The 26217-nt window shown below is 62.8% G+C and carries 25 protein-coding genes; 12 read left to right on the forward strand and 13 right to left on the reverse strand.

The genetic code is table 11. From position 1 onward, the window contains the following. Positions 1 to 21: 21 nt before the first annotated feature. The 3 genes from JLDANKMP_RS11495 to JLDANKMP_RS11505 are packed head-to-tail and all read right to left on the reverse strand — an operon-like array spanning position 22 to position 2596. Positions 22 to 1035 (reverse strand): XVIPCD domain-containing protein, encoded by a 1014-nt coding sequence (locus tag JLDANKMP_RS11495; protein ID WP_212561142.1) that lies wholly within the window; start codon positions 1033 to 1035, stop codon positions 22 to 24. A gap of 2 nt (positions 1036 to 1037) precedes the next feature. Beyond that, positions 1038 to 1673, reverse strand: coding sequence for a hypothetical protein (locus JLDANKMP_RS11500; RefSeq protein ID WP_164147435.1), 636 nt, complete (start codon positions 1671 to 1673; stop codon positions 1038 to 1040). Then, entirely contained in the window at positions 1670 to 2596 is a 927-nt protein-coding gene (locus JLDANKMP_RS11505) for an XVIPCD domain-containing protein (protein ID WP_212561143.1), read from the reverse strand. The genes JLDANKMP_RS11500 and JLDANKMP_RS11505 overlap by 4 nt, the downstream gene beginning before the upstream one ends. A gap of 417 nt (positions 2597 to 3013) precedes the next feature. Between JLDANKMP_RS11505 and JLDANKMP_RS22265 the strand changes: the two genes are divergently transcribed. From JLDANKMP_RS22265 to JLDANKMP_RS11515, 3 genes are all read left to right on the forward strand, one after another. After that, positions 3014 to 3487, forward strand: coding sequence for a hypothetical protein (locus JLDANKMP_RS22265; protein ID WP_249336875.1), 474 nt, complete (start codon positions 3014 to 3016; stop codon positions 3485 to 3487). Positions 3488 to 3542: 55 nt separating this feature from the next. Continuing rightward, on the forward strand, positions 3543 to 3680 hold the full coding sequence (locus tag JLDANKMP_RS22270; protein WP_249336876.1) for a hypothetical protein: 138 nt from the start codon (positions 3543 to 3545) through the stop codon (positions 3678 to 3680). A 67-nt stretch (positions 3681 to 3747) separates the two neighbouring features. Continuing rightward, the gene (locus tag JLDANKMP_RS11515) at positions 3748 to 4467 is read left to right on the forward strand and encodes a hypothetical protein (RefSeq protein WP_212561144.1); all 720 of its coding nucleotides are present in this window, start codon (positions 3748 to 3750) and stop codon (positions 4465 to 4467) included. A gap of 78 nt (positions 4468 to 4545) precedes the next feature. Here the strand turns inward: JLDANKMP_RS11515 and JLDANKMP_RS11520 are convergent, their stop codons facing one another. The 4 genes from JLDANKMP_RS11520 to JLDANKMP_RS11535 form a co-directional block, all read right to left on the reverse strand. After that, a complete protein-coding gene (locus JLDANKMP_RS11520) occupies positions 4546 to 5184 on the reverse strand; it encodes a hypothetical protein (RefSeq protein ID WP_123958175.1) in 639 nt (212 codons plus the stop codon). A 44-nt stretch (positions 5185 to 5228) separates the two neighbouring features. Continuing rightward, complete coding sequence (locus JLDANKMP_RS11525) at positions 5229 to 8576, reverse strand: XVIPCD domain-containing protein (RefSeq protein ID WP_212561145.1); 3348 nt, start codon at positions 8574 to 8576, stop codon at positions 5229 to 5231. A 31-nt stretch (positions 8577 to 8607) separates the two neighbouring features. Beyond that, positions 8608 to 9249: a DUF1629 domain-containing protein gene (locus tag JLDANKMP_RS11530; protein ID WP_099479140.1), complete on the reverse strand. Its 642-nt coding sequence runs from the start codon at positions 9247 to 9249 to the stop codon at positions 8608 to 8610. A 497-nt stretch (positions 9250 to 9746) separates the two neighbouring features. Next, positions 9747 to 10391 (reverse strand): DUF1629 domain-containing protein, encoded by a 645-nt coding sequence (locus JLDANKMP_RS11535; RefSeq protein ID WP_099524522.1) that lies wholly within the window; start codon positions 10389 to 10391, stop codon positions 9747 to 9749. A 171-nt stretch (positions 10392 to 10562) separates the two neighbouring features. Here JLDANKMP_RS11535 and JLDANKMP_RS11540 point away from each other — a divergent pair, with 171 nt between their 5' ends. From JLDANKMP_RS11540 to JLDANKMP_RS11550, 3 genes are all read left to right on the forward strand, one after another. After that, positions 10563 to 10778 (forward strand): hypothetical protein, encoded by a 216-nt coding sequence (locus tag JLDANKMP_RS11540; RefSeq protein ID WP_212561146.1) that lies wholly within the window; start codon positions 10563 to 10565, stop codon positions 10776 to 10778. A gap of 484 nt (positions 10779 to 11262) precedes the next feature. Then, positions 11263 to 11631 carry a hypothetical protein gene (locus tag JLDANKMP_RS11545; protein WP_212561147.1) on the forward strand — a complete coding sequence of 123 codons (369 nt, stop codon included), beginning with the start codon at positions 11263 to 11265 and terminating at the stop codon, positions 11629 to 11631. A 624-nt stretch (positions 11632 to 12255) separates the two neighbouring features. Beyond that, on the forward strand, positions 12256 to 13164 hold the full coding sequence (locus JLDANKMP_RS11550; RefSeq protein WP_212561148.1) for an HNH endonuclease signature motif containing protein: 909 nt from the start codon (positions 12256 to 12258) through the stop codon (positions 13162 to 13164). A 288-nt stretch (positions 13165 to 13452) separates the two neighbouring features. Here JLDANKMP_RS11550 and JLDANKMP_RS11555 read toward each other — a convergent pair whose 3' ends face one another. The 3 genes from JLDANKMP_RS11555 to aceE form a co-directional block, all read right to left on the reverse strand. Continuing rightward, positions 13453 to 14094 carry a hypothetical protein gene (locus JLDANKMP_RS11555; RefSeq protein WP_212561149.1) on the reverse strand — a complete coding sequence of 214 codons (642 nt, stop codon included), beginning with the start codon at positions 14092 to 14094 and terminating at the stop codon, positions 13453 to 13455. 75 nt (positions 14095 to 14169) lie between these two features. Beyond that, positions 14170 to 15714, reverse strand: a complete 1545-nt coding sequence (gene dgt, locus JLDANKMP_RS11560) for a dGTP triphosphohydrolase (protein WP_212561150.1) — start codon at positions 15712 to 15714, stop codon at positions 14170 to 14172. A gap of 63 nt (positions 15715 to 15777) precedes the next feature. Further along, a complete protein-coding gene (aceE, locus tag JLDANKMP_RS11565; protein WP_212561151.1) occupies positions 15778 to 18465 on the reverse strand; it encodes a pyruvate dehydrogenase (acetyl-transferring), homodimeric type in 2688 nt (895 codons plus the stop codon). Between the two features lie 568 nt (positions 18466 to 19033). Here aceE and JLDANKMP_RS11570 point away from each other — a divergent pair. Further along, positions 19034 to 19594, forward strand: a complete 561-nt coding sequence (locus tag JLDANKMP_RS11570; RefSeq protein ID WP_024957161.1) for a PadR family transcriptional regulator — start codon at positions 19034 to 19036, stop codon at positions 19592 to 19594. A 59-nt stretch (positions 19595 to 19653) separates the two neighbouring features. After that, the gene (locus JLDANKMP_RS11575; RefSeq protein ID WP_212561152.1) at positions 19654 to 20451 is read left to right on the forward strand and encodes a siderophore-interacting protein; all 798 of its coding nucleotides are present in this window, start codon (positions 19654 to 19656) and stop codon (positions 20449 to 20451) included. Positions 20452 to 20862: 411 nt separating this feature from the next. On the opposite strand, the gene JLDANKMP_RS11580 is transcribed toward JLDANKMP_RS11575, so the two are convergent. Next, entirely contained in the window at positions 20863 to 21684 is an 822-nt protein-coding gene (locus JLDANKMP_RS11580; protein ID WP_212561153.1) for a hypothetical protein, read from the reverse strand. A 182-nt stretch (positions 21685 to 21866) separates the two neighbouring features. Between JLDANKMP_RS11580 and JLDANKMP_RS11585 the strand changes: the two genes are divergently transcribed. After that, positions 21867 to 22268 carry a hypothetical protein gene (locus tag JLDANKMP_RS11585; protein WP_049397243.1) on the forward strand — a complete coding sequence of 134 codons (402 nt, stop codon included), beginning with the start codon at positions 21867 to 21869 and terminating at the stop codon, positions 22266 to 22268. A gap of 198 nt (positions 22269 to 22466) precedes the next feature. On the opposite strand, the gene JLDANKMP_RS11590 is transcribed toward JLDANKMP_RS11585, so the two are convergent. Both JLDANKMP_RS11590 and JLDANKMP_RS11595 read right to left on the reverse strand, forming a co-directional pair. Then, on the reverse strand, positions 22467 to 23165 hold the full coding sequence (locus tag JLDANKMP_RS11590) for a YceI family protein (protein ID WP_212561154.1): 699 nt from the start codon (positions 23163 to 23165) through the stop codon (positions 22467 to 22469). Positions 23166 to 23251: 86 nt separating this feature from the next. Continuing rightward, on the reverse strand, positions 23252 to 23842 hold the full coding sequence (locus JLDANKMP_RS11595) for a malonic semialdehyde reductase (RefSeq protein ID WP_212561155.1): 591 nt from the start codon (positions 23840 to 23842) through the stop codon (positions 23252 to 23254). 126 nt (positions 23843 to 23968) lie between these two features. On the opposite strand from JLDANKMP_RS11595, the gene JLDANKMP_RS11600 reads away from it, so the two are divergent. From JLDANKMP_RS11600 to JLDANKMP_RS11610, 3 genes are all read left to right on the forward strand, one after another. After that, complete coding sequence (locus tag JLDANKMP_RS11600) at positions 23969 to 24928, forward strand: mitochondrial fission ELM1 family protein (RefSeq protein ID WP_049417673.1); 960 nt, start codon at positions 23969 to 23971, stop codon at positions 24926 to 24928. A 153-nt stretch (positions 24929 to 25081) separates the two neighbouring features. Beyond that, positions 25082 to 25312 (forward strand): hypothetical protein, encoded by a 231-nt coding sequence (locus JLDANKMP_RS11605; RefSeq protein WP_005407834.1) that lies wholly within the window; start codon positions 25082 to 25084, stop codon positions 25310 to 25312. A gap of 48 nt (positions 25313 to 25360) precedes the next feature. Beyond that, the gene (locus JLDANKMP_RS11610; protein ID WP_005412057.1) at positions 25361 to 26212 is read left to right on the forward strand and encodes a DUF2145 domain-containing protein; all 852 of its coding nucleotides are present in this window, start codon (positions 25361 to 25363) and stop codon (positions 26210 to 26212) included. Positions 26213 to 26217 lie beyond the last annotated feature (5 nt).

Below are 26217 nucleotides of genomic sequence, written 5' to 3' on the forward strand. Positions count from 1 at the left end.
CCTTGGAACCGCGTCCGCCGGCTATGCCATCCGTGGGCCGTGGCTCTGTTGCAGTTGCTGCTCTTCCTGCAGGCGCTGCACATCGCGCTGCGGCGGGTTCTGCTGCAACTGCGCGACCCGTTCGAACGAGGCCTCCACCGGTGCCTGCGCTGCAACCTCCGCGGGCATGCTGGCGCGCTGGTGTGCCGGGTCACTGCGGTCCCCCTGCACGATGAACAGCTTCGGCGCGGTATCGCCGCGCTGCTCGCCCAGCACCACTTCGTCCACACGCGAGAACTGCTGCTCCTTCGACAGCGCAAGCAGGCTGGCACTGACATTGCCGTTGCGTGCACCGAAAGCGCCGAGGTCGGCCACCTGCTGGTGGATCTGGTTGAGGCGGGCATGATCGTCGTGCGCCGGGTCTGCGGGCGACCCGCTTGCCGCGAGGGTGCTGTTGCCGCGCCACTGCTCGCCGTTCTCGGTGAACATCCACTCGCGGAACGTCTGCTTCGGCATCGGGTTCCACTGCACCCTGTCCAGCTCGCTGCCCTTCACCTGCTGCGGAATGGCATTGACGGCGCGGATGTTGTCCAGGACCTTGGTGGCGCCCTCGTAGTTGGTGATCTCCCCGGCCAGCCCGACCGGGCGCAGGCCTGCGTGGTTCAGGGCACCCCATGCGAAATCAGTGCAGGCGTTGGAGAAGAAGTCGTAGTTCATGTCGAATCCGTGCTTCTTCGGGTCCGCCGAGAACTCGAGGATGCGGTCGTACTGCTCCTTGCTGATCTCGATCGTGCGCTCGAAGCGGGGCTTGTCGTAGACCGACACGTCCATGTCATCGACTTTGCCCCTGTTCGGCTCGTCCTTGGTGCCTGCGTGGGTGAAACCAATGCTCTCCGGCAAGGGTTCACCCGAACGGCGCAGCGACAGGAACATGTGCCCCGCGAACGAAGGCTCCAGCAGGAACCTGTTTCCCTCGGCATCACGGCCGTAGCGCGGCGTACCGGGGGCCGCCAGATGGATGGTTACGCTGTAGCGTTCGGCATCGTCCTTGTGCATGTCTACTTTCCTAGTGATTGGTAGCCAACGATCAATTCTGCTTTCAGGCCATCCAGCTGGGGTCGATCCTCCACAAGGTCGACCAGCAGAACGTAGCGCCCGGGTGCAATGCCTCCGACCTGCGCCAGCTGCAGCGTGCGATAGAGCACGTCTTCAGAGTACAACCCGGCCTCGGCCAAGCTATTGATGTCCACACTCCCCGTCGTCAGGTCTGTGACCACGCCATCATCGGCGATCTTCTGCGAGTCGCGTCCATCGCGGGTACGCTGCCAGAGCTGTACATGACGAGCCGAGCTGCCATCAATCCGCTCCAGGCGTAGCCGCGCTGGCAAACGTCCGAGAGTGATCTTCTCCGAAGCATCCAGCAGCCGTCGCGCGTCGGTATCCTGCAGCCGCAACCCGATGTTCAGAATCGGAATGGCCGGCTTCTGGGGTGCCGGCAGATCAAACGTGACCTCGGCAATCCGACCGGCCTTCTGCAACTGCACGGCCCGCGTGAACGGCACAACCGTGCGGGACTCGGCCTGTGCGCGCGTCAGCAGGGGCGGCGCAACCTCAGGCGCTGGTGACGCACGGCATGCCGCCAGCGCGCCCAGCACCGCCAGTACCACCGCCCCCCGCCGCAGTGGCCGCGTCATTGCTCCTTCAACCGCAGCGAATCGGCCACATCCGTCTTGGCCGCCACTTCGGTGGCGATGCTGGCGCGGCGGTGCCCGGGGTCGTTGCGGTCGCCCTGCACGATGAAGATGCTCTCTGCCGCATGGCTGCTTTGGGTCGGCCGGCTGAGCAGCACGTGGTCCACCCGCGAGAGATTGTTCTGCTTGGCCAGCACCAGCAGGCTGGCGCTGATGCGCTGGCTGGCCGCATCGAACGGGCGGCCATGCGCGGCATCCAGTTCAGCCACTTTCTGGATCAACTGCGAGAACAGGCGATGGTCTGGATGCGAAGGGTCCAGCAGCGTGCCGGCCACTTCAATCGGCGTCGGTGGCGGCTCATCGCTGGCGCGGTCGCCCTGGCGATGATGTTCAGCCTCGCGCTCGGGCATCGCGTGATGGGTTTCGGCATTCAGGTCGCTGCCCGGGAACGGCGCGGCAATGCACTGGATTTCCGGCAGGTTGAACAGCACCGCGAACTCGCCCAGGTTGCTGCCGCCATCCAGCGGCGCCGGCAGCGGATGCAGGCCCGCGTAGTGCAGCGCCGCCCATACGAAATCGCTGCAGCGGTTGATGGTGGCCGGGCGATCCACGTCGAATTCGAACTCGGCCGGTTCCTCGGCGAAATCACGCAGGCAGCCGTAGTGCTCTTCGGTGATTTCCAGGGTGCGGCTGTAGTACGGGTCCAGATGCTGGTCGGCATCGTCGTGGCGCACCTGCGCGTACTGCACGCCGGTGCGGGTTTCGCCCGGCGCCTGGCGCGGCGGCGCGAAACCATAGCTGTGAGCCTCGTCGCCTGCTGCCACCTGCAGGTACATATGGCCGCGCGGCGAGGTGCCCCCACTCTTCAGCGGGGTGCCGGGGGCGGCCAGGTACAATGTTGCGGTGTAGCGTGTTGCCTGCTCCATGCCTGTTCAGCCTTGATGGGTACTGCGGTCCTGGGCGGATGATGGCATAGGTGGGATGGGGGGCAGGTGGAAGAAGAGAGGACGCCGATCGCGACTTGCTGAATATGTGAGCCAGCGTGCAGTAATGGACCCGGGCGCAAGCAAGGTCCCGGCAGCGACTGGAGCTTGCCATTCCACCGTTCTATAGTCGTTTCGATCATGCAAGGGAATCGCCCATGAGCAGAGCGCCGGCTTGCCGGCTTGCCTCCTTCGCTCTGGTGGCCGTGCTGAGCACCACCGCCTGCGCGAAGGGCCCATCCACGGAAGAGGACCCGAACGGAACCCCCCATGTCCGAAGCCGCAACCAGCCCCCGTACGGTGGGTGGACATACCTATACAACGGAGCCCGTAGAGGCACGAGTGGGCCGGCGCCGCTTCATGTTCCCGGCCAACCTCTACTACAACCAGACGGCCCCCCTGACCGACGGGGGCGTCATGCTCACGGTGTTCTGGCCGGATTTCGATGCAGCGCCTCTCGGTGATCGCCCGGTGCGCAGCTCGCAGGACAGCCGGCGGCAGGTGCTGGTCGAGCTTAGGTACATCGATCGCGTTCCCATCCAGAACTATCTGGCACGTCGGTCCAGTAGTGAAGCCACCAGCGCGCCGGGATCACTGGAGCGAAGGGACCCGGTAGAGAACCTCGCGCTGCGCGTTGCACAACCCGAACGCTGGGGTCTGACGCCGTATGCGATCGACCCATCGTTGATGGCAGCCTATGCAAAGGACGGAGGCTGCGCTGGGCAGGCCTTACGTGCACAACCCAGGAATGGAACCAGACTGGTATGTGGCCCGCTCGGCGGAGGGCCAACTGACAACGTTCATCAGCTGCGACCCGGCAGATCGGATTCCTGACGGACTTGTAGTTCAGGGAAAGACACTTGAACGCGCTGGCGAAGGCCAGATCGCAATGTGCCGCCATTCCATCGTGGACGTGGGCGACAGCATCGCGATCGAGATGAACTATGCACGCGTCATGCTGAGCGACTGGCAGCGACTGGAAACCAGCGTTCGTGATCTTCTGGAACGATATCGCGTTCAGCCGTGAACGATGGAGGTCCGGGCGCTCTTCATTAGGGTCGAACAGTACCTTCAACACCGTCAGGGACTCACCGATGGGCATCACAACGAAGGAGGCTTCGGCTTTGCTCTACGCCATCATGACCAGATTGCTTCGGCCGCAGCTACCTCGAGCTATGCCGCGCGCAGCTCGCATTGGGGCAATTTCCGGACTGTCGGCCTTGCTCACGCTAACATCTGCATGTGCCCGATCGACGGATACGTCTGCCGTCAATGAACGTGCCGCTGCCGCAGATACGCAGCCTGCCCGCATCTCCATGGCCGAGCTGCAAAAACGCATTCTCGCCTACGCGGATTCGCTCAGGTCAAGAGCGGACATCAGTCCGGACAAGTTTGGCACGGCGATCGGTGTGTCACTCGTGCCAGACGAAAAGGTCAGCATCAGGCACATCGCGAAGGACCTGGCAACGACGAACGGCTACAACTATGGGGCGTCTTATCTGTCGGTTGAGTCGGCACATGAGTTCCCCAACCAAGAGGTGATCTTCTATCAGCTGGGTAAGCAGCCAGTGACAGATGCTCCGAATGGCGTGTGCTACTGGGAAGCCGAAAGTGCCGGACGAGCACTCGAAGCCCTCGGATACAGGACCGGAGCAGAAGTGCCATTTCAGAGAGGGGGCATCAGGCAGTACCGGCGCCCCATCACCGGTGGTAACCAGGGTATGGATACCAGCCTGTTGACCTATCGTTCCGATGAAGGTGATACAGCGAGAACCTGCGTCTACGCGGTCCAGTTCGGAGGGGGAGACAGATGAATACGATCCCCCGCTATCGGCAGAATGGCGAGCTGACTTACCCGTGACACTCAGCGTACCGGCGGTGGCGAGGCTGCCTTATTTAGGCCTGCGCAAGTAAGCAACCAGCAGTTCCGGCTGGTACGGCTCAAGCTGTGGCAGAGGGGAGTGCAGTTGCACTTCAACCCGGTATCGGCCCGGCGACGGATTGCGTGCCCATGCGAAGGCCAGCTGTGCATAGTTATCATCGGGTCGTTCCAGCCCAGCATTCTGCAGCGCCAGCACGTCAACATCGTCCAGCCACGCATTTGTCACTCGACCATCGGCGGGGATGGGAATTGTTCTGGCAGGTTCCCCAATGACCCATTCCAGCCGGTGCAAGGGCACGTCCTTCCATCCACTCGATTCCAGGCGCTGCATGGAAACCTTCGCCTGGAACCCGGACGCCCGAACATCGGCCAGTGCCCCAAACGCCGCGGTGTTATCCGTGCGGTCAACGCGAATGCCGATCATGAGCGTTGGAGAGGAATTTTTGCTGGGAGCAGCCACATCGAACTCGACCGTCAATGGTGCACCCATTGACGAGGTGGGCATGGCTCGCACAAGCGGCACCAGATCCGGACGATGGGCCTCTGCTATCGAGCCTTCGTCGCGAGCCGCATCGGGCCGGCAGGCGGTAGCCAGAAGAACGAGTAGTCCCGCGAGCATGCATATCCGGCGCTTTCCTTGTGGCTTCATCTTCGGTCCTTATCGCAGCTCGCCCAGTGCAGCTCACACGTTGATCATCCCCCGCTGGCCGCACGAATCTGGATGTCGTGCTGCACCCGCTGGTCTTCCAGCTGCTGATCCATCTGATTCGCAAGTGCACGCTGATGCGCTTCACGGCTGACAGAGTCGAACTGTTGCAGTGATTCTTCCACCGATGTCTGCGCCGCCAGCTCGGTCGGCATCGCAGCGCGCTGGTGTGCCGGATTGCTGGGCTCGCCCTGCACCACGAACAGCGTGTGCCCGGCCGGGTGTTCGCGCGTAGCGTTGCTCACCAGCACATGGTCCACCCGTTCCAGGTCGTTGTCCTTGGCCAGCACCAGAAGGCTGACGGTCATGCGTTCGCTGACTTCATCGAAGCTGCGGCCGTGCTTGGCGTCCAGCGCTTCCACGCCCTCGCGGATCTGCTGATACAGCGCGTGATCGGGATGGCCAGGCTGCGTGGGGTCTTCTAGCGCCCGGTTCGGGGCTGATGCCTCATTCGGTGCGAGTGCGGCCGGCTCAGGGCGTGGAGCTGTCGTAGGCTCGGCAGGAACAGGGACAGCCGCAGCGGTTGGCTGGAGGTCGTCCAACGGAGCCGATTCGGGCTCTGGCACGTGTTGTGCCGTTTCCTGCTCCAAAGGCCATGGATCGCGCGAAGGCTCAGCAGGCAGCGGCTCCTTGAAGGGCACCGGTTCCACCTCCTGCACTGCCATGTCCTGCTTTGGAGTGGGAGCAACCGCAGGCACCGGGGCGATCCGCTCCGGCTCCGATGCCTGCTCTGTGCGCTGCGCGGGCATCATCTGCGTTGCCGCATCCAAGGGCGCGGCGACATGTGGCGTCGCGCGCTCAGGTGCGGCCGGGTGCGCCTGCATCGGCCCAGCGGGCTCTGGCGTCTGTGAGGCGATACGGTTTTCGGTGGGCGCCTCGCTGTTTGGATGGGGCTGAGGTTGGGGCTCCGCCTCACGCCGCGGCGGATCGCGCTGCTCGGCGTGCCGTTGAGGCGCGGGCTTGTCCTGTGCCGCGGGCGTAGGTGGTGGCGGGACCGCTATCGCGGGCGGCGCTGCCGCAACCGCCGCAGGCGCGATGGGTTGCGCAGTCGCCGGCTCTTCAGGCCGCACTTCCGCGTTCCCATCCTGCTCGGATGGCTTGTCGCCATGTGCCACCTGCGCGGCCGCTCGGGCAGCCTGTCCTGCATCCACCTGCGCAGCACCCAGCCGATTTGCCTCCTGCAGTGCCTGCCGGTACACCTCCTGCTCACCCGCCGACAGCGCTGCAATGCGTAGCTCGGGCGAGTCGGGCAACGGCGCCTGCTCATTGGCACGCGCCCGCACCTCATTCCATGCGGCCTGCAGCTCCTGCGTACTGGTGGTCGCGACGGCGCGCGCCACGCCATCCTGGCCTACCTGGTAATGGGTGATGGGCCGGGAGGCGCCCGCGTTGCCCTCGGCTACAGGCCCCAGTTCCTGCAGCGTGGGACCCGTAATGCCGTGCTGCTCGCGCGTGCGCGCAGTGGCCAGGGCAATCGCTTGCTCCCATGCCGGTGACAGCGCAACGCCCGCAGCGTAGTAGCTGTGGCGCAGCTCGTTCTGGTTCACTTCGGCCGCAGACGGCAACGGCCGCGCCTCCAACGCGGCAATGGTCTGGTTGAACTGATCGAGCGACGGCTGTTGGATGGTGCGGGTCAGTTCCAGCTCCAGTGCCATGTTGCCCTGCGCGATCTGGCCAGCATGGCTCCACTGCCCTGCTTCGTCGCGCTGGTAAAGATGGCTGTCGGAGCCCTGGATGGCGTCGGGCCTGGCACGCGCCTGCTCCACCGCTTCCGGCACCAGTGGCACGAAGTCGCTGGCGCGGGTAGCGGCGTAGGTCTCCAGATAGCTGGCGGCAATGGCGGCCTTACCGTTGGCGATGTTGTTCTCGATGCGCTGCACCGCCTCACGATTCAACTCGTTGGCGCGTTCGGGGCTGGCGGTCTGCGTCTCATACACACCCCGGTCGTTGGCACCGGACACGCCAATCTTGACCTGCCGCGTCCACTGTTCGGTCTGCGCATCGCGGTGCCAGTTGGGATTGTCCAGACGGCCCTCGCCGTCCTTCGCCGGAATACTGAAAGGATCCTGCGACGGCGGTGCCTTGCCCAGCGCCAGCTCTACCGCTTTTACATGGGCATATGCGCCCAGCTCGCGGGCCTTCTCGTAACTGGCGCCCACACTGCGCTCAGCCGGATTGCCCAGGCCGTCGCCTGTGCTGTCCATAACCGCCTGGCGCTGCCAGTTGCGGCCATCGAACTGCCATGTGACATCGGCCTTGTCGGTCTGCCGGTAGACGGCGCGGTTGTCGAGCACATCGGCACCCTTGTCGAACGCCTTGCTCATCAGCAGCGCATCGCCCGCGACGATGGCGGCTGGGACGAAACTGGAGGTGCCAATCACCGATGCCGTGGCCATGCCACCGATCCAGCCACCGCCGTTGCGTGCCAAGGCATGGTTGAGTTCGGACTGGGCGGCGGTGCCGTTGCCTTCTTCCAGCAGCTGCGAGGTTCGGCGGGCGGTGATCACAGCGTCGGCGCCAGAGGCGAGCAGGCCGCCGGAGCGGATCAGTTGGCTGGTGGAGGCTTCGCCGAGGAGGAGGTCCAGGGTAACTCCGCCGCGTTGCCCGACCGGAGCACGAAGGCGTGACGCGGCCTCTTCACCAAGAACAGACTCAACTACAAGAACGCCACCCGGAGACATCTGGAGACGCCCGGCTTGATGGGCATCAGCGATGGCATTCGACAATCCATTTCGCTGCAGCTCGATGTTGCCGCCACGTATCAGCGGCTGCCCGGATCCTTGGAAGTGCTGGAGCGTGTATACAACGCGACTCTCGTTGGGTGTGACGACGCTCCATTGCCTGGAAAGAACGGAAGACTGATGGTGGTGCTCCAGCTGTCCAGAGTGCTGCAGGGCGTATTCCTCGGGCCTCCTGTAGAACTCCCTCGTCTGGGCACGCGCCTGTTCGGTGCTCTGTCCTAAAGCAGTGTTCGTCCGCAGATCTCCGTTGACCAGGCCGACCTGTGAGATGTCGCTCAACCGATGAACTTTGGCAGCGATACGATCCATTGCCTCCGGGTCGCCGGCCAGCGCTGCTCGGCCATCCCAGCTTTGCTCGAGACGGGCGAGATTGGCTTCCAATCCGATTCGATACTCACGAATCGGTCCGCCGCTGTGAGGTGACACTCCCAAGGCCTGCGCGAGCGCCTTGTCGTGGGGCATATTGATCAGGTTCTGATCGGCATCGATGTTGAAGCGACCCGCATCAGCCAGAGCTTTGAGCAAGCGACTATTGCCAAGCGTCTGTTGCTCAATGGCGTGATGTTGCTGAAAGCTGGGAACGACTCGAGGCATCTGGAGGCTCCTTCCGTGCAGCCGCACTTAATCAGATATCTGATGCATCAATGAAAGATATTCCACTCGACTCCGGATCATCCGGCACTCCCGCCGCATGCACAGCATCCACGAACTGACGATCAGCAATTACGAACGTACTGAATGGCGTGAGGAAGACATGCGCTCCTGCCAGTACATCGTTCTTGAAGGCCAAGCTGGCACCGCCTGCAATCGAGTAGAACTTGCCATTGACGAAGTCATCGTCAATCTCAATGTCTAGCCGTGAACGATCCTCGTCCACCGCATCCAGCTCTCTCACTACGTCGCACAAAAAGTGGCGTGGCCCCTGCGCGCCATCTGCAAAGCGAACATCACATTCGGCGAATGCGAAGGCGCCTGGATCCAATGCGTTCATTACGCGCTGGAGTCGCTCCGAGACCAGCCAGTACCCGCTGAAGCCACCCTCCAGATCCCGCGGCGCAGGCCCCTGAGAAGCATCGAACACAATTCGGGGCTTCTCCCGGAGCTCGGGAAATCCACCGTTCTCTGGCCTGAGGATTATCCGCGGTGGCGACAGCAGCGCCTGAACGTTCTCGAAGATCGCTCCTCTGAAAGGACGATTGCTTTCCAAGTCCGGCGCAAACAGGAAGAATCTTCCCGATTCAGGTCCATTGATTGCCATAGGTTCCATCGTCGTTTTCCTTTGGGCTTCTTGCAATGCGATCTGTGAGAGAGCTTACATCGATCACACTTGGACCTGACAGCGAGTCTGTGTGAAACTCGTTCATACTCTTAATACGTTCTTGAACCTCAGGCCACGCGTTTCACACTCACTTCCGATTCCCACATCCCGTATGGCATCCCGGAACATGCGAGTGCAGTACACAAGATCGCCGGAGTACGGGCTCCAGAATACATGACTGCCCCGATTACATCCCTCTTGAATGCCAAGCCTGCTCCGCCACGTAGTCGCAAGCAACGCGTCCTCGTTTTCAAAGACCACCTCGTGACTCTTTCCTCTACGGGTAGCATCCGGTCGTAGCTTGAAGAACTCGCCCTTGCGCGGCTGATGGGGGAAGTTGATCCCATGCTTTGTCATCTCACGCTGTGAATGTGAATCGAAGTCGCTCGTAAGCAGTTGAAGCGAATCCAGAAGGCGCCCAAGGGTCCGATCCTCAGAGCTCTGACTCAGATCCTGGCCGCGTCGGTGAACGAGAGGCCCCGCGATACGCGCGGCCCACCGATTCCAGCGTTCCACACAGCGTCGCGGAGCTCTCTGTCGCAGAAGACGAGGTTTCCCGAGTAAGGCGTCCGGAATATTCTGGCTTGACCGATGACCTGCTTGCGGAACGCCAGACTGGCTCCGCCCCTAAGGTCGTAGAACCTCCCACCTCGATAGCCTGCGTCAGTGATGATCCGAAGTTTCGAAGCTTCTTCGTCCACCGCATCGAGCTCACGGGTTACATCACACAGGAAGTACCGCGGCCCCTTGGATCCATCGGCAAGGCGGTAGTCACACTCAACAAACTCGAAGCCGGCCGGATCCACAGACACAAGAGCACCGCGTAATCGTTCGGAGACCATCCAGTAGCCGCTCAGGCCCCCCTCCAGATCCTCCGGGAGGCTCCCCTTCTTTGCCGAGTAGACGAGCAACGGCTTCTCCGCCATGGACGGAAAGCCGCCCTCTTCGGGTCGCAGGATCAGGCGCGGCGGGATGCGCAGCCGCTTCGCGTTCTCGAACACAACGCCGTGCCCCTTTCCCCCACGCGTGGTATCCGGCATCAGGAGGAAGTAATTGCCGGGAACAGGCTGGTTCGACTTCGATGCTTCCATGCTCTTTCGCCTCCTTTAGCTATGATGCGCCGTAGCGAGTCTGCCCCCGTTCTACCCCGACCTTGCGCCTGGTGCAATCAGATCACTGCGAGATTCCGAACCTGGTCAAGCATGCGTCCCACGTCTTGAGACGCGCTCCAGCCATCCTCCCTTTCCCCTCTGGAGGATGACATGACCAAGATCGACCCCGCATGGCTGGAAGCCTTCGACAAGGAGCTCCTCCACCTGTTTGCCATCGACCACCGCGATGCTTGGATGGATGAGTACCTGCTGGGCTGCTACGCAGACCTTCTGCCTCGCGAAGCAGCACTGGCGTTCGGCAGCGACTACGACCTGGAGCGCGACGATGCGCTGTGGCCTCGGCCGGGCGTGGCGCTGCAAAGTTAAGTTGTGTCGCAATCGACACGCTGCGCGACTGGGCCCTGTGGGCTACGTGTCGCTTTTGGGATCCCGAACAGCTGCAAACCGTGCTTTTCAATGCGCATTCGGGCGGTAACTTAACACCGACCGAAACCACTGCACCGCAAGGGTTCTGCCGCGCGCGCGCCATGCAACAATGCCGCAAGCGTCAGCATTTACGGCCTCTGCGGCCTACGGTTTCTTGGCATCTCGCAACCATGCGAGTACACCTTGGCATGCCACCGGAAAAGGGTGGCGCGGGACTCGAAAACCCGTCTATGTACCAGATGTATGCGCTTGCCGGCCGGCGTCACCTTTTGTGTGGCGCCGGCTGGCAATCCGTTCGCGTTCCATGGCGGGCGGTGCGTGGGGATCTTCGGATCCGCCGGTCTGGTACATACCGGTTTTCGAGCCCGCACCGTCCGCCGCCTTTATTGGTGGCGCTGCTATCTGTCCTGTACGGAGCATTGCCATGAACACATCGGACTTTCGTTCCCTGCACGCGCAGTACGATCCGGACAACGCCGAACCCGAGCGCGAATCGTCCGTCGATCCCAACGCCTTCGTCGCCACGCTGCATCGCATCGGAACCGGTGCTGCTGCGGACGGCCAGCCTTGGCCCGAGCGGCATCAACTGCCTGGGCGGTGTCTTCAACTGGCGGATGCGGATTGCGCGTTGGCCGGGTTGCGCGTGGTGGCCGAGCTGATGCTGGCTGCGGAGCGCACTCGACAGAACGGTGCGCCCGAGGAGTACCTCGGGGATCGGGTGATGGAAGGGTTGAAGATGGCGTGTCTGGCGTTGACTGCGCAGGTGACTGAGCAGTTGCAGGTGCGGGAGTAGAGCGCGCCTCGCTGCGCACATCGAATGCAATGCACGGATCGTATGCACGGTCCGAAGCATTCGCCGCTGTCTGAGCCTTTAGCCTCTAACACTGGCCTCACTATGCCGAGCCGGACTTTGCTTGCCCTGACGACGGCAGCGCTATTGGGATTGATCATTGGCGGGACGTACGCGCCGGCCACCGCAATGAGTCTTGAGAACTACCCAAGACTCACCGACTCGGAGTTTGCCCTGTTTCGGGCCGACGCCGAGAGCTTCGCCGAAGCGTTGGCTTGCCAAGGCGTCACCATCGGAAAACAGGATTCCAGTAGACGCTTCTTTGATATGAGCGTGCTTGGCGATGCCATTCTGTTCGTGGACAACTCTGGGCCGAGTCTTCTAATAGTCACCATGTCTCCGGTCGCAAGCGATGCAATGGAGCTACAGCGCTGGAAAAATGGATGGGGCTCACCAGAGAGACGCAGGAGGAACTTGAGCGCACCTGAGAACTCCTGCCCTAGGTCTGCGTCCCAGTAGCCCCCCATCTGAACCCTGTCGAGTCAGCCAAACGCGTCAACCAATGACACAAGAAACCTGGTTCTGGCTAGAATCCTGGACACTTAGCTTCTGGGACAGGGATCTAGGATGGAACTCCCATTCGAGGTGGGCGCGCTTTACAACCGTCAAAAGCAGATCCATGCCGTATTTGGCGGGCAACAGCAAGGCGGCATTTCGACACCCAAGGAGCATCCGCTAGTCATCGCGTTTACTGGCGAGGCCGGCGTGTCTCATGGCTACCATGACTTCTGGGACGACGCCGAAGTCTTTCATTACTTCGGCGAGGGTCAGGTCGGAGACATGAAGTATGTGGCGGGGAACCGAGCGATTGGTGAGCACATCAGGGATGGCAAGACGCTCGTAGTGTTTCAGATGATGGGCAAGGGGCGGCCCTACCGGTACCTTGGTAGGTTCATGTGCCGGTCTTCTTACGTTCAACCTGGCACACCAGATCGAAAAGGGCAGCCTAGATCTGCGATCGTGTTCCGCTTGACATCACTTGAAGCCTCGCTGGGCCTCGCGGCAAGTGAGACGGACCAGGCTGAAATCGATGCCGCGATCGATGACGTCGGCGCGACCAGCACAAAACGCGAAACCGAAGTGCGGACGAAGCAGCGTCTGTTCCGCGAGCGACTAATTGGCGTTGAGAAGGGTTGCCGGTTGACCGGCATTGAGGACCTGAGATTCCTTCGCGCGAGCCACATCAAGCCATGGGCGGATAGCACTCATAGCGAGCGGGTTGATGGCGAGAACGGTCTTCTGCTGGCTCCGCACGCGGATCTTCTGTTTGATCGGGGGTGGATTAGCTTTTCGTCGAGCGGTCGATTACTGGTCTCGAACAATCTACCCTCCGACGTGCAAGGTCGGCTCGGCTTAGAATTGGATTTATCTCTTAGATATGGAACGTTCTCCCAGAAGCAGCTCAGCTTCTTGGAATTTCACCGAGACGTTATTTTTGATAAGCGCGATCCCGCAGCAAATCTCTCGGAGTATTGACCCTTAAACTTCCTGCATGACCCACTAAACTCCTACTCAGGTGTTACTTTTCTAGAAGGAGACACCGATGAGCTCAATGATGGGAGAAGAGATCAAGCGCTGGATCGCCCGACGCAACTTGGCGTTGGTTCTCGAGATCATTCAAATCCGGAGACAAAAACGGTGGACGTCCCTTGTCCACTTTCCATCCCTCCAGAACTGAGTCGAGAAGGAGTACCACCTTGGTCAACAGGCTCGAGGGGGGCCAGCGCCAGGGACCCGCAACTTAGGAATCAATCCATTTTTTAGTTAATACACACGAAAAAAGTCCGGCTGAATTTCCGGGTGAACAAGCTCACACTCTCCTGCATCAAGCAACCGCTTCAAAGAATGCACATACCCACTTTCGAGTGAGTTGGGTTGGGCTGAACAATAATTAGAAACCACGTAATCAGCAAGCTCCCTCGAAAGCGAAAGTTCATTCCTCATCGCCATCCGGACCGCGCGCCTAGCCATTGCGGAGGGAGATGGATTTTCAGCAAGATTGATCCCCAATCTCTTCGACCTCACAGCCTCTACGTGGGCCGCGCTCATAATTAGACGGCGCGAAGATATATGGAACGCTGCCGAGTCAATATCAAAAAATGTGGTTCTAAGCAGGTCATCAAAATCCGAACATGCGATGTATCCTGCCCGCGCGGCCCAGGTATCCTCCAGTGACCAAAGGTCATACATCCACTTATCCTGGAGAACACGATAACCTCCAAATTTATTTCTTACCCAATCTCTACCCTGAAGGAATCTCTCGATATTACCCCTCGAGTGGCGCGTGACCAAATCAAGATCCGAGCAAAAATCCTTGGCATGCCCCAAAGAAAACTCTCTAACAACTCCACCAAAAATAACCGTGTCAGGCAGAATTACAGAGACCTCAGCCATAAAACCGGCCACCCCCCTTCTCCTTTCGATATCCGAGGGCGGAAACAAGAAATTATCTAGAATTTTTCTTAGCCGATTATTCAACATCTATTCTTTGTAGCACTGTAGACTGAAATCGCCAATGACACCCTCTAGCTCTTCGCAAAGGTCCATTGCAAATGAATCCGTCATGCCAGCTATCATATCTGTAAGAAGCTGAGCCTCCCGATAGCGCATTGGAAGATCCGCCGAGGCACCTTGGGGATTCTCAAACGCCCGACGATAATTTTCAGAAATCCGCTCATAAGCAAGCCTTGTAAAGGGATGCTTACGCTTTGATTTCGGATCATCGAACGACTCTCGATCGGTAATGGCCGCCCAGAACATATCCATCAACCGATTAATTACATTGAAACCAGTAAGCTCAACCTTCAAGACAGATCTATGCGTATAGCCGTGTTTCAGCGAGAAGCTCTTTAAACACTTTCGCAATGCCTTTGCCGCAGACAGATCAAGCAAGGATCTGCTCTCCGTACCATCTGCAAACTTCTCTTGCCCTTTCACAAACGCACTGACAGCCGAGTCCATAAATAGGCCAATTGCCTCAGCGCGAAAGCGTTGCATTGAAATATCATTAAGCTCACTGGGTGAAAATTCACCACGCGCCCTGTACTCGCCAGTCTTTTTCTCACTGAACTTAACGAGCGCAAAAACCAACTCGTCATCTTTCCCATCAACTCTGCACTCATGCTTTAGCCATTCATGAAGATCAGAAATTGATGCCAATCCCTTCTTAATGCAATCTTCAGCATCAAATACGCAGTAAGCGATGTCATCACAGGCCTCCATCGCATATGCGAGTGGATGACGTCTTCCGAGATCAAGGCCAACAGCTTTCATGACCTCTTCAGCAATTGGCTTTTCGGACTGGAAGAATCCATGCTTCTTAGATGCGCATTTTTTGTCGCTCACGTCGCATGACTGAACGGGATACTTCATCATGGCAGCGAGTGAAGCGTACGTCAGATCCAAACCATAGTTGTCATTAAGGAGCTGTAGCTTAGTGACCAGTCGAAATCCCTGCGCATTGCCTTCAAAAGATGAGAAGTCGCGCCGCTGTGCTTCTGTCAGCGTAGAAATCAATCTGGGATTACTAGCAAACCAGTGCTGGATAGCGGCCTCACCCTGGTGACCGAAAGGCGGATTGCCTAGATCGTGCACAAGTCCAATGGCTGCACAAAGCGCAGGCAGATCGCGGTGCGCCGTCGGAAAACCGGAAACATCCAGCCTTTCAGCAAGAATAGTACCGAAGCTACGAGCCAAGTTGGATACTTCGATCGAATGAGTTAGACGATCACGAACACTGTCGTTTTTATCTAACGGGAAAACTTGGGTCTTGTCGGCAAGACGACGTACCGGCGTTGAGAAGAGAATACGGTCGTGATCCCTCTCAATTGCAGTCCGCACCTCTTTTCGCCCAGAGGCGTCCTTGGCCGCTGAAGCTTCATTATTGGAGGTATCAGTGGATCGCGCGATCTCCTTGCGCCGCTTCGGATTCAGTAATTCTTCCCAAGCCCAAGCCGCGACGGAATCGTGATCGCCGTCAGCCGTCAATTCACTATCGCCACCTTGCTGTACATCTTGGATTTCCATTCCTTACCCCTTCATGTATAGAGGGCCGAAGCATCTCGTTCGGCCCTCGAGTTTCTATCTCAGTCAAACCCCAACAGGATTAGCTTTCTCCGGATCAATCTTGTACTGCTTGATCGCCCGGGCCACATCCTTCGCGGTCATCTTCCCTTCCTTCGCCAGCGCCGCAATCGCGGCATGCGCGATGTAGTAGCGATCCACCTCAAAGAACCGGCGCAGGTTCGCACGCGTATCCGAGCGACCAAACCCATCCGTACCCAGCACCGTGTAGCTCATCGGCACGAACGCGCGGATCTGGTCCGCATACGCACGCACGTAGTCGGTAGCGGCAATCGCCGGGCCCTGGCGGCCTTCCAGCAGCTCGGTCACGTAGGCCTTGCGCTGCTCACCTTCCGGATGCAGGCGGTTGGCACGCTCCACGTCGAAACCATCGCGACGCAGTTCGTTGAAGCTCGGGCAGCTCCAGATGTCGGCGGTCACGCCGAAGTCCTTGTCCAGCAGCTCGGCGGCGGCAATGGCTTCGCGCAGGATGGTGCCGGAGCCCAGCAGCTGCACGCGCAGCTCGCCCTTCTTCGGCTTGCCGGCGTCGGTCAGCAGGTACATGCCCTTGACGATACCTTCGGCCGCACCTTCCGGCATTTCCGGGTGGATGTAGTTCTCGTTCATCAGGGTGACGTAGTAATACTCGTCCACCTGGTCTTCCATCATGCGCTTGGTGCCGTGCTGCAGGATCACCGTCACTTCGAAGCCGAAGGTCGGGTCATAGCTGCGCACGTTCGGGATGCCACCGGCCACCAGATGGCTGAAGCCATCTTCGTGCTGCAGGCCTTCACCGTTCAGCGTGGTGCGGCCGGCGGTGCCACCCAGCAGGAAGCCGCGGGTACGCATGTCGGCGGCCTGCCAGGCGATGTCGCCCACGCGCTGGAAGCCGAACATCGAGTAGTAGATGTAGAACGGCAGCATCGGCACGTTGCTGACCGAGTAGCTGGTACCGGCGGCCATCCACGAGCTGATCGCACCCGGCTCGCTGATGCCCTGCTGCAGCACCTGGCCGCTCTGGTCTTCGCGGTAGAACATCAGCTGGTCGGCGTCGACCGGCTTGTACTTCTGGCCGAACGGCGCGTAGATGCCAATCTGGCGGAACAGGCCTTCCATACCGAAGGTACGGGCTTCGTCGGCCACGATCGGCACGATGTGCGGGCCCAGTTCCTTGTCGCGCAGGGTGATGTTCAGGCTCTGCACGAAGGCCATGGTGGTCGAGTAGCTGCGCTCGCCGCTGCTCTTCAGCAGGCGCTCGTAGGCTTCCAGCTTCGGGGCAACAAAGGTCTTGTCGGCCTTGCGGCGGCGCTGCGGCAGGTAACCGCCCAGTGCGGCACGGCGTTCCTGCAGGTACTGCACTTCCGGCGAATCCGGGCCCGGGTGGTAGAACGGCACCTGGCCGTCGGCCAGCTGCGCGTCGGTCACCGGAATGTTGAAGCGGTCGCGGAAGTGGCGCACCGCCTCGTCGTCCAGCTTCTTGGTCTGGTGGGTCGGGTTCAGTGCCTCACCGGCGCTGCCCATGCCGTAACCCTTCACGGTCTTGGCCAGGATGACGGTCGGCATGCCCTTGGTGTTCACGGCCTGGTGGTAGGCGGCGTACACCTTGTGCGGGTCGTGGCCACCACGGTTCAGGCGCCAGATGTCGTCGTCGGAAAGGCCGGCGACCATCGCAGCGGTTTCCGGGTACTTGCCGAAGAAATGCTCGCGGGTGTACGCGCCGCCGAAGGCCTTGCAGTTCTGGTATTCGCCGTCGACGGTTTCCATCATCAGCTTCTTCAGGACGCCGTTGGTGTCCTTGGCCAGCAGGGCATCCCAGTAACCGCCCCACAGCAGCTTGATCACGTTCCAGCCGCCGCCACGGAACACGCCTTCCAGTTCCTGGATGATCTTGCCGTTGCCGCGCACCGGACCGTCCAGGCGCTGCAGGTTGCAGTTCACCACGAAGATCAGGTTGTCCAGGCCTTCACGGCCGGCCAGCGCGATGGCACCCAGGGTTTCGGGCTCGTCGCTCTCGCCGTCGCCGATGAAGCACCACACCTTGCGGTCGGACTTCTCGATCAGGCCACGGTTTTCCAGGTAGCGCATGAACTGCGCCTGGTAGATGGCGGCCAGCGGGCCCAGGCCCATCGACACGGTCGGGGTCTGCCAGTAGTCCGGCATCAGCCACGGGTGCGGGTACGAGGACAGGCCACCGCCGTCCACTTCCATGCGGAACTTGTCCAGCTGCTCTTCGCTGATGCGGCCTTCCAGGAAGGAACGCGCGTAGATGCCCGGGGCGCTGTGGCCCTGGATGAACAGCAGGTCGCCCGGGTGGTTTTCGCTCGGGGCGCGCCAGAAGTGGTTGAAGCCCACGTCGTACAGGGTGGCGCCGGAGGCGAACGAGGCGATGTGGCCGCCCAGGTCACCCGGCTTGCGGTTGGCGCGGACCACGGTGGCCATCGCGTTCCAGCGGATGATCGAACGGATGCGCCATTCCAGCTCGGCATTGCCCGGGCTCTTGGCCTCGAACTGCGGTTCGATGGTGTTGACGTATTCGGTGGTGGGAGAGAACGGCAGGTAGGCGCCCGAACGACGGGTCAGTTCCACCATGCCTTCCAGCAGCTGATGCGCGCGCTCGGAGCCCTCGACATCAATAACGGCCTTCAACGACTCGATCCACTCCTGGGTTTCCACAGGATTCGGGTCGTTGTTCAGCACCTCGTTCAACCAGTTCATTAGCGCTCCCATAACCGCACGCACGCGCGCGACTGTTGTATAGATTTCTAGACCGCAAAGTGTAGCGCACCAAGGGCTTTCGTCACTTGGCTACGCAGGCGTATGGATGCAACCGGCCAGTGTCCGCAAGGGGCTTGCCGGGGCCGCTGAAGGCCCTGCGGCGGGCCTTGGTGGCTGCGCGGGCTGTCGCTTGCGGGCCGCTGCGCCCATGTGCAGGACGCAGTGTTACCGCTGCCGATGACGGTTGTAGGGCAGCGCCATGCCCACCTGTATCGGCTGCGCGTGCCGGCGCTGAACCGGCGACAACGTGTCGCACCTGCCTCTGGATTGGCCCCCACCCTGCCCTCAGGGTAGGCCTCGAGTGTTGGCCTCGCCCGCTTCGGTCCGCCGTCTGGCCCTGCCTCGCTCCCTTCCACAGCGTTGCCCGGGGCGCCTCGCAAGGGGCGCCCCTTTTGCTGTGCGCGGGGCTGGCCGTGGCCCAAAACTGACCCGCTTGTGGCCGGATCGATGATTGCCGGCTTCGATATATCGATATATCGTTTGCACACTCGTTTACCGATATATCGAAATGAGCCGTACCGCTTCTCCCAGAGCCCGTTCCACCAATCCGGAAGTGCCGCGCCGCAACGGCCAGCCGCGGGTGCTCAGCCGCGGCGACCTGCGCCTGCTGGTGCTGGCCCTGATCGGCGAGCAACCCCGCCATGGCTACGAGCTGATGCAGCTGATCAGCAACCAGTTCATGCAGGCCTACACGCCCAGCGCCGGCACCATGTACCCGCTGCTGGCCAGCTTCGAGCAGGCCGGCTGGATCGAGGCCGAGGAAGTGGACGGCAAGCGGATCTTCCGCATCACCGCCGCCGGCGAGTTCGAGCTGAAGGTGCAGCGCACCCAGGTGCGCCTGGCGCAGCGACGTGCCTTCGACCGCGCCCGCGAGATCACCAAGGCCTCGCTGCCGCCGCCGCTGGCCGGTGCCCTGCGCGAGTTCAAGCGGGCGCTGGTGCATCACCACGGCCGCTGGGCCGAGGGTGAGGCGGAAGAAGTGGCGGCGCTGCTGACGCGGGCATCCGCGCTGCTCAACGGTACGGCCGGTAGCGAGAGCCCACCCATTTCAACGACCCAGCCAGACTGACTCCAGCCAGGTCTCCCCTACGCCGCGCGCCCCCGCGCGACACCTTTGCAGGTAACCCCATGACCGAACACAACAACACGCGCCTGCGCCTGGATGTGCGCTTCCGTGAACTGACCGTGCTGCGCACCGAAGAGGTCACCCCGCACATGCGCCGCATCGTGCTGGGTGGCGCCGAGCTGGCCGGTTTCGATTCGCCCGGCGCCGACGACCACATCAAGCTGTTTTTCCCCAACGCCAGCGGCGAGATGGTGCTGCCGGTGGCCACCGCCGAAGGCCGCAGCTATCCGGCCGGCAAGGAGCCCTCGCCGGCCCGCGACTACACCCCACGCTGGTGGGACCACGAGACCGGCGAGCTGGCCATCGACTTCGTACTGCACGACCAGGGCATTGCCGGGCCGTGGGCCGAGCGGGCCCAGCCGGGCGACGTGCTGGTGATCGGCGGCCCGCGCGGCTCGTTCGTGGTGGCCGACAGCTTTGATGCCTATGTGCTGATCGGCGATGAAACCGCGCTGCCGGCCATCGCCCGCTGGCTGGACGTGCTGCCGGACGGTGCCGAGGTGCAGGCCTTCATTGAAGTGAGCGATGAGGCCGAACGCCAGGACCTGCCGCAGTACGAGAATGTGCGCATCCACTGGCTGGAGCGCAATGGCTTCCCGGCGGCCACCAGCACGCTGCTGGAAGACATGCTGACCGACTTCGAGGCCCCGGACGGCGATGTCTTCTACTGGATCGCCACCGAATCGCGCCGCGCACGGATGATGCGCAAGTTCATCGAAGGCCACCTGGGCGTGCCGCGCGACTGGATTCGTTCGACCGGCTACTGGAAGGCCCACCCGGACGAAACCGACGGCGATTGATCCAAAGACGGTGGGTGCGGACCCTGCTTGGTGGGTGCGGCCCCTGCTTGGTGGGTGCGGACCGTTGGTCCGCACGCCCTGCAACAGGTAGTGCCGGCCGCTGGCCGGCAACCTCATGAACCTTCGGCAGGAACCTGCAATTGCCGGCCAGCGGCCGGCACTACCACCCGGCGCGCCCACCCGAACCGCTGCGCGGCCCAGATCTCCAGCGCCAGCATCCGCACGCCCTCCGACAGGTAGTGCCGGCCGCTGGCCGGCAACCTCATGAACCTTCAACAGGAACCCGCAATTGCCGGCCAGCGGCCGGCACTACCTCCCGCCGCGTCCACCCGAACCGCTGCGCGGCCCAGATCTCCAGCGCCAGCATCCGCACGCCCTCCGACAGGTAGTGCCGGCCGCTGGCCGGCAACCTCATGAACCTTCGGCAGGAACCTGCAATTGCCGGCCAGCGGCCGGCACTACCACCTGCTGCGCCCACCCGAACCGCTGCGCGGCCCAGATCTCCAGCGCCACCAACAGCGCGATGATCAACAACGGCAACAGCAACCCGAAATACACGCCGGGCATCATGCCGTTGATCTGCGCCTTCACCAGCCGCAGCACACCACGGGTGTGCAGCAGCTCATCCACATGCATGGTCAGCGCTTCACGCACCACCTCGGGCTCCAGCCCGACCGTGCCGGCCTTGTCCACCAGCGTGTCTTCCACCATGCCGCGCAGCAGGCCTTCGCGCACCTTGCCGATCACCCAGCCGGTGCCGCGCGCCAACGGGCCGTTGCCAAGACGATCAAGGCCTGGCAACGGATGTTCGCTGAGATAGGCCGAGGCAATGGTGTCGGCGACATCACCCACCGTGCCCTGGCTGCGCAAGGCCTCGCGCATGCGCGGGTCGTCCAGCGAGTCGGTGAAGCCTTCGCTCCAGCCTTCCACCAGGGTCTGCAGGTGCGGCTGGAAATGATCGAGCTGCTTGAACAGCGCGCGATGCGCACCAGCAGTGAAGCCCAGCTGCAGCCCGAAGAAGGCGGTGGCCAGCGGCAGCACCACCACGTAGCTGGCCAGCAGCCAGTGATGCCAGCGCTTGCACCGCTGCAACCAACCACGGTGATGCAGCCAGCGCCAGCCGAGGATGCCCAGCACCAGGCCAAGTAGCGTGCCGAGCAGGCTACCGCCCAGCAGATCGAGCACGCTCAGGCCCGACCAGAATTCGTTCAACCAGTACTGCGCGTCCTGCATGGGTCTTCCTTCCGTGGTTGCGGCTGCGCCATTGTAGGGGCCTGCCCACGCTCGGCTGCTCTCTGCCCTCGGTGGGTGCGGACCGTTGGTCCGCACATTCCCATGCGATTGCCGGCCGATGGCCGGCACGACCGAGCCGGCAATGCGACAATCGCGCTCTTTCCTGCAGCGACGAGGCCCACATGGCCAAACTGACCCTGGCCAGCGTGGACGCGCTGCGTACCCGCTTTGCCGATGACGCCGCCTGCGATGCGGCACTGGCCGCCTTCGCCGACACCGCCGCACTGCGCACGCCGCTGCGTGAGCTGGTGGAGGCACAGCACCGCTACCTGCAGGCCGAATTCGAGGTAGCGCAGGTGGCCGATGTACTGCGCCGCGACCAGAAATACGCGCCGGTGGGCCGGCCGTCGGTGCACATCGTGCAGCTGCGCAAGCAGCAGGCCGCGACCAAGCAGGCGGCGCTGATCGCACGCCAGGTGGTGGCGCAGGCCGCGCAGACCTTCGTGCGCGTGAGCGGGCTGGCGGTGAAGGCCAAGCAGAGCCCGAGCGAAGCGTGCGTGGCATGGTTGGGCGCGCTGCGCTGAGGGATCGTGCGGACCAACGGTCCGCACCCACCAGATGCAGGTTGGCGTCTACCGGGTAGTGCCGGCCGCTGGCCGGCAACCCCTCATCATCGGGCACCCCGCATGCAGCCGGCCAGCGGCCGGCTCTACCGGAGCCCAAAAAGAAGGCCCGCTTTTCAGCGGGCCTTCTGCCTTCTCACGACGAGTTAGCGGGGTGCATCAAGCCGCCGGCTTTTCGCCGGTGGCTTCGGTGGTGATGCGGATCTTCACTTCATCGCTGACGTTCGGGGCATACGCGCCGACGCCGAAATCGCTGCGCTTCAGGGTGGTGGTGGCATCGAAGCCGGCGGCCGGAACCTTGGCCATCGGGTGCTCGCCGCCGCCGTTGACGGTCACGTCCAGGGTGACCGGCTTGGTGATGCCCTTGATGGTCAGGTCACCGGTGACGGTCAGCTTGTTGGTGCCGGCCGCTTCCACCTTGGTGCTCTTGAAGGTGGCATCGGCGAACTTGGCGGCGTCGAAGAAGTCGGCGCTCTTCAGGTGCTCGTCGAACTTGGCGGTGAAGCTGTTCAGGCCGCTCAGCGGCAGCTTCACTTCCACGGTGGACTTGGTCACGTCTTCGGCGTTGTACACCAGGGTGCCTTCGACGTTGCCGAAGTGCGCGCTCGGGTTCGAGAAGCCGAAGTGGCTCCACTGAGCCAGCACGTCGGTGTGGGTCGGGTCCAGCTTGTAGGTGCCCGAGGCGATCTTGATCGCTTCGGCGGCCGGCGCGGCAGCGGCGGCCGGGGTGGCGGCCTGCTCGGTGGTGGCCGGGGCGGCGGCATCGGCAGCCGGGGCAGCGGTGTCGGCCGGCTTGGAGCAGGCGGCGATGGCCAGGGTCAGGGCCAGCGGCAGCAGCAGTTTACGGGTGGCGCTCATCTGAGGAACTCTCCGGATCGTAGGGTGGGTACACGGTGCAGCAAGAGCCTGCCACGGGACAGCAGGCCCGAAACCGATACAACGACTTACGCGATGCGCGCCGCTTCGTCGAACGACAGGCGCGGCAGACGCGGGAACAGGCCCGCCGGGTCACCGTAACCCAGGTTGACCAGGAAATTCGACTTGATCGAAGTGCCGGCGAAGAAAGCTTCGTCGACCTTGGCCGGGTCGAAGCCGGACATCGGGCCGGCATCCAGGCCCAGCGCGCGTGCGGCCAGGATCAGGTAGGCGCCCTGCAGGCTGCCGTTGCGGAGGGCGGCTTCGTGGCGGCCTTCCTGCGGGCCGTCGAACCAGGCCTTGGCATCGGTGTGCGGGAACAGGTACGGCAGCTTCTCGTGGAAATCCAGGTCGAAGCCGATGATGGCGGTGACCGGAGCGGCCATGGTCTTGTCGTGGTTGCCTTCGGACAGAGCCGGGGCCAGCTTGGCCTTGGCTTCCTTCGAGGTGACGAAGACGAAGCGGGCGGGCGTGGTGTTGGCGGCGGTCGGGCCCCACTTCACCAGGTCGTACAGTTCCTGCAGCAGGCTGGCCGGGACCGGCTTGTCGAGGAAGGCGTTCTGGGTGCGGGCAGTACGGAACAGCTGGTCGAGGGCAGCAGCGTCGAGCACGTGGGACATCGGTGGATCTCCAGGGCGGCTAAGGGAAGTCAGTGCCCGCGGGCGGCGCGGGGCGAAACGACGAGCCGCAGTGTAGAGTGTCGCGACTGTTGCAACACCCAGCAGGGCTGAAACGAATTAATGCCAATGGTGAAACGATCGAGCGCGCCATGGACGGTCACTGACGGCCGTGCGGGCAATGTCCGCCAGGCGGTCGCGCTGGCCTCGGCGCTGCGCCAGGGCACCCACCGACCGCTGGTCCTGCAGCCCCGCGCACCCTGGCGCTGGCTGTCGCCGCGGCGCCTGCCGGGTGATGTGAACGGCTATGGCGAGGCTTTCGCGTCACTGGCCGCCGAGGCCCCGGCGCTGGCGATCGGCTGTGGCCGCCAGGCCGCCGGCGCACTGCGCGTCCTGCGGGCACGTGGCAGCCAGGTGGTGCAGATCCTCGACCCACGCATCGGCGCACGCCACTGGGATGTGGTGGTGGTGCCCGAACACGATGCCCTGCGTGGCAGCAACGTGCTGACCCTGCTCGGCAGCCTCAACCCGGTGGACGACGACTGGCTGGCCTGGGGCCGCGCCGCGTTTGCCGGCTTCAGTACCTTGCCCGGCCCGCGCACCGCGCTGCTTGTCGGTGGACCGACGCCGCTGGCGCCGTGGGATGAAACGGCGATGGTGGGCGTGTTCCAGGCGCTGGCCGGGCAGATCCGCAGCGAAGGCGGCAGCCTGCTGGCGACCACCTCGCGACGCACGCCGCCGGCGTTGGCCGAGATCCTGCGCGCGACGTTCGCCGACCTGCCGCATGTGATCTGGGGCGACGGCGGCGACGGTACGAATCCTTATGGCGGCCTGCTCGGCTGGGCCAACCGCGTGGTGGTCTCGCCCGATTCGGTGAACCTGCTGTCTGAAGCCTGCGCCACGCGCATGCCGGTGATGGTGGCGCTGGCCGAGACCGCGCAAGGCCGGCTGGCGCGCTTCCAGCAGCAGCTGCGCGAGCGCGGGCGGCTGCAGGCGCATTGGCTGGACTGGCAGTACGACCGCATCGAACCACTGCGCGAGACCGCGCGGGTGGCGGCGGAAGTGAAACAGCGTCTGGCATTGGGGTAGTGCCGGCCGCTGGCGGGCAATGCTCTACGCGCTAACGAAGATCCTGACGTTGCCGGCCAGCGGCCGGCACTACCGGGTGCGCAGCGTTTTCTGAACATTTCGATCCGACTGTGCGGTTAGAGTCCAGCGTCCCCCATCACGCTGAACGTCTTCATGCGCACCCTGCTCCTGCTGCCCCTGGCCCTGCTCGCCGCCTGCTCGACCACGCCCACCGAGCTGGATCCGATCTCGTATCAATGCCAGCAGCAGCTGGACGCGTACCGCGAACAGCCGGCGCTGCGCGATCCGAAGACTGGTCAGCGCCCGCCGCTGCCGGTGGCCCCGATCAGCGACGCCTGCGACAAGGAACTCCAGCGCAAGGGCCTGGACCGCCCGCTGCGCTGACCGGCGTATGATCGGCGCGCGGGCCTGCCCGCCGTTGAAGGTATCGACATGGATCGTTTTTCCCGTCTGCCCCGCGCCGCGCTGCTGATCGCCAGCCTGCTGGCGACTGCACCGGCCTGGGCCAACAGCACCGAATGCCGCGAGCGCTACCCGAGCGTGGCCGCGCAGGCGGCGATGCTGGACGTGGCCTGGACCACCGCCGAGCGTCTCGATGCGCTGCCTGATGTGGACGTGGTGATCGCCGCGCGCGGTGGCCAGGACCTGAGCCGCTACGGCCTGCGTCACAGCCACCTGGCCTTCCTGCTGCGCGAGGACGACGGCCGCTGGCGCGCGATGCACCTGCTCAACCGCTGCAAGACCGACAGCTCGCAGCTGTACCACGAGGGCCTGGGCAACTTCGTCGGCGAGAGCGGCGGGCATACCGACCTGCGCATCGGCGTGCCGTCGGCGCCGCTGCGTGCTGTATTGAAGGCGATGCTGGTGTCGCCGTCGATCCAGCCCAAGGCGCTGCACGAGACCAGGTACAACGTGGTCGCCTATCCGTTCGCCACCGACTACCAGAACTCCAACCAGTGGGTACTGGAGGTGCTGGGCGCGGCGATGGCGCAGGCCGATGGCGCGCCGGCCATCGTCAAGCGCGAACAGGCGCAGCAGTGGTTGCGCCAGCAGAAGTACCAGCCCAGCGTGCTGCATATCGGCCTGGGCAAGCGCGTGGGTGCGCGCCTGTTCATTGCAAACGCCACCACCACCGACCACCCCGCCGGCGAACGCATTTCCGGCAACTATTCGGTGGTGACGGTGGAATCGGTATTCGACTTCCTGCACCAGCGCAGCCAGCTGCAACAGGAACTGGTGATCCCCCATGTGCCGGTGGCCGGTGCTGCTGCCGCCACGCCCTGAATCCC

Source organism: Stenotrophomonas sp. PE591 (genome assembly GCF_018320795.1).
Classification (GTDB): Bacteria; Pseudomonadota; Gammaproteobacteria; order Xanthomonadales; family Xanthomonadaceae; genus Stenotrophomonas; species Stenotrophomonas maltophilia.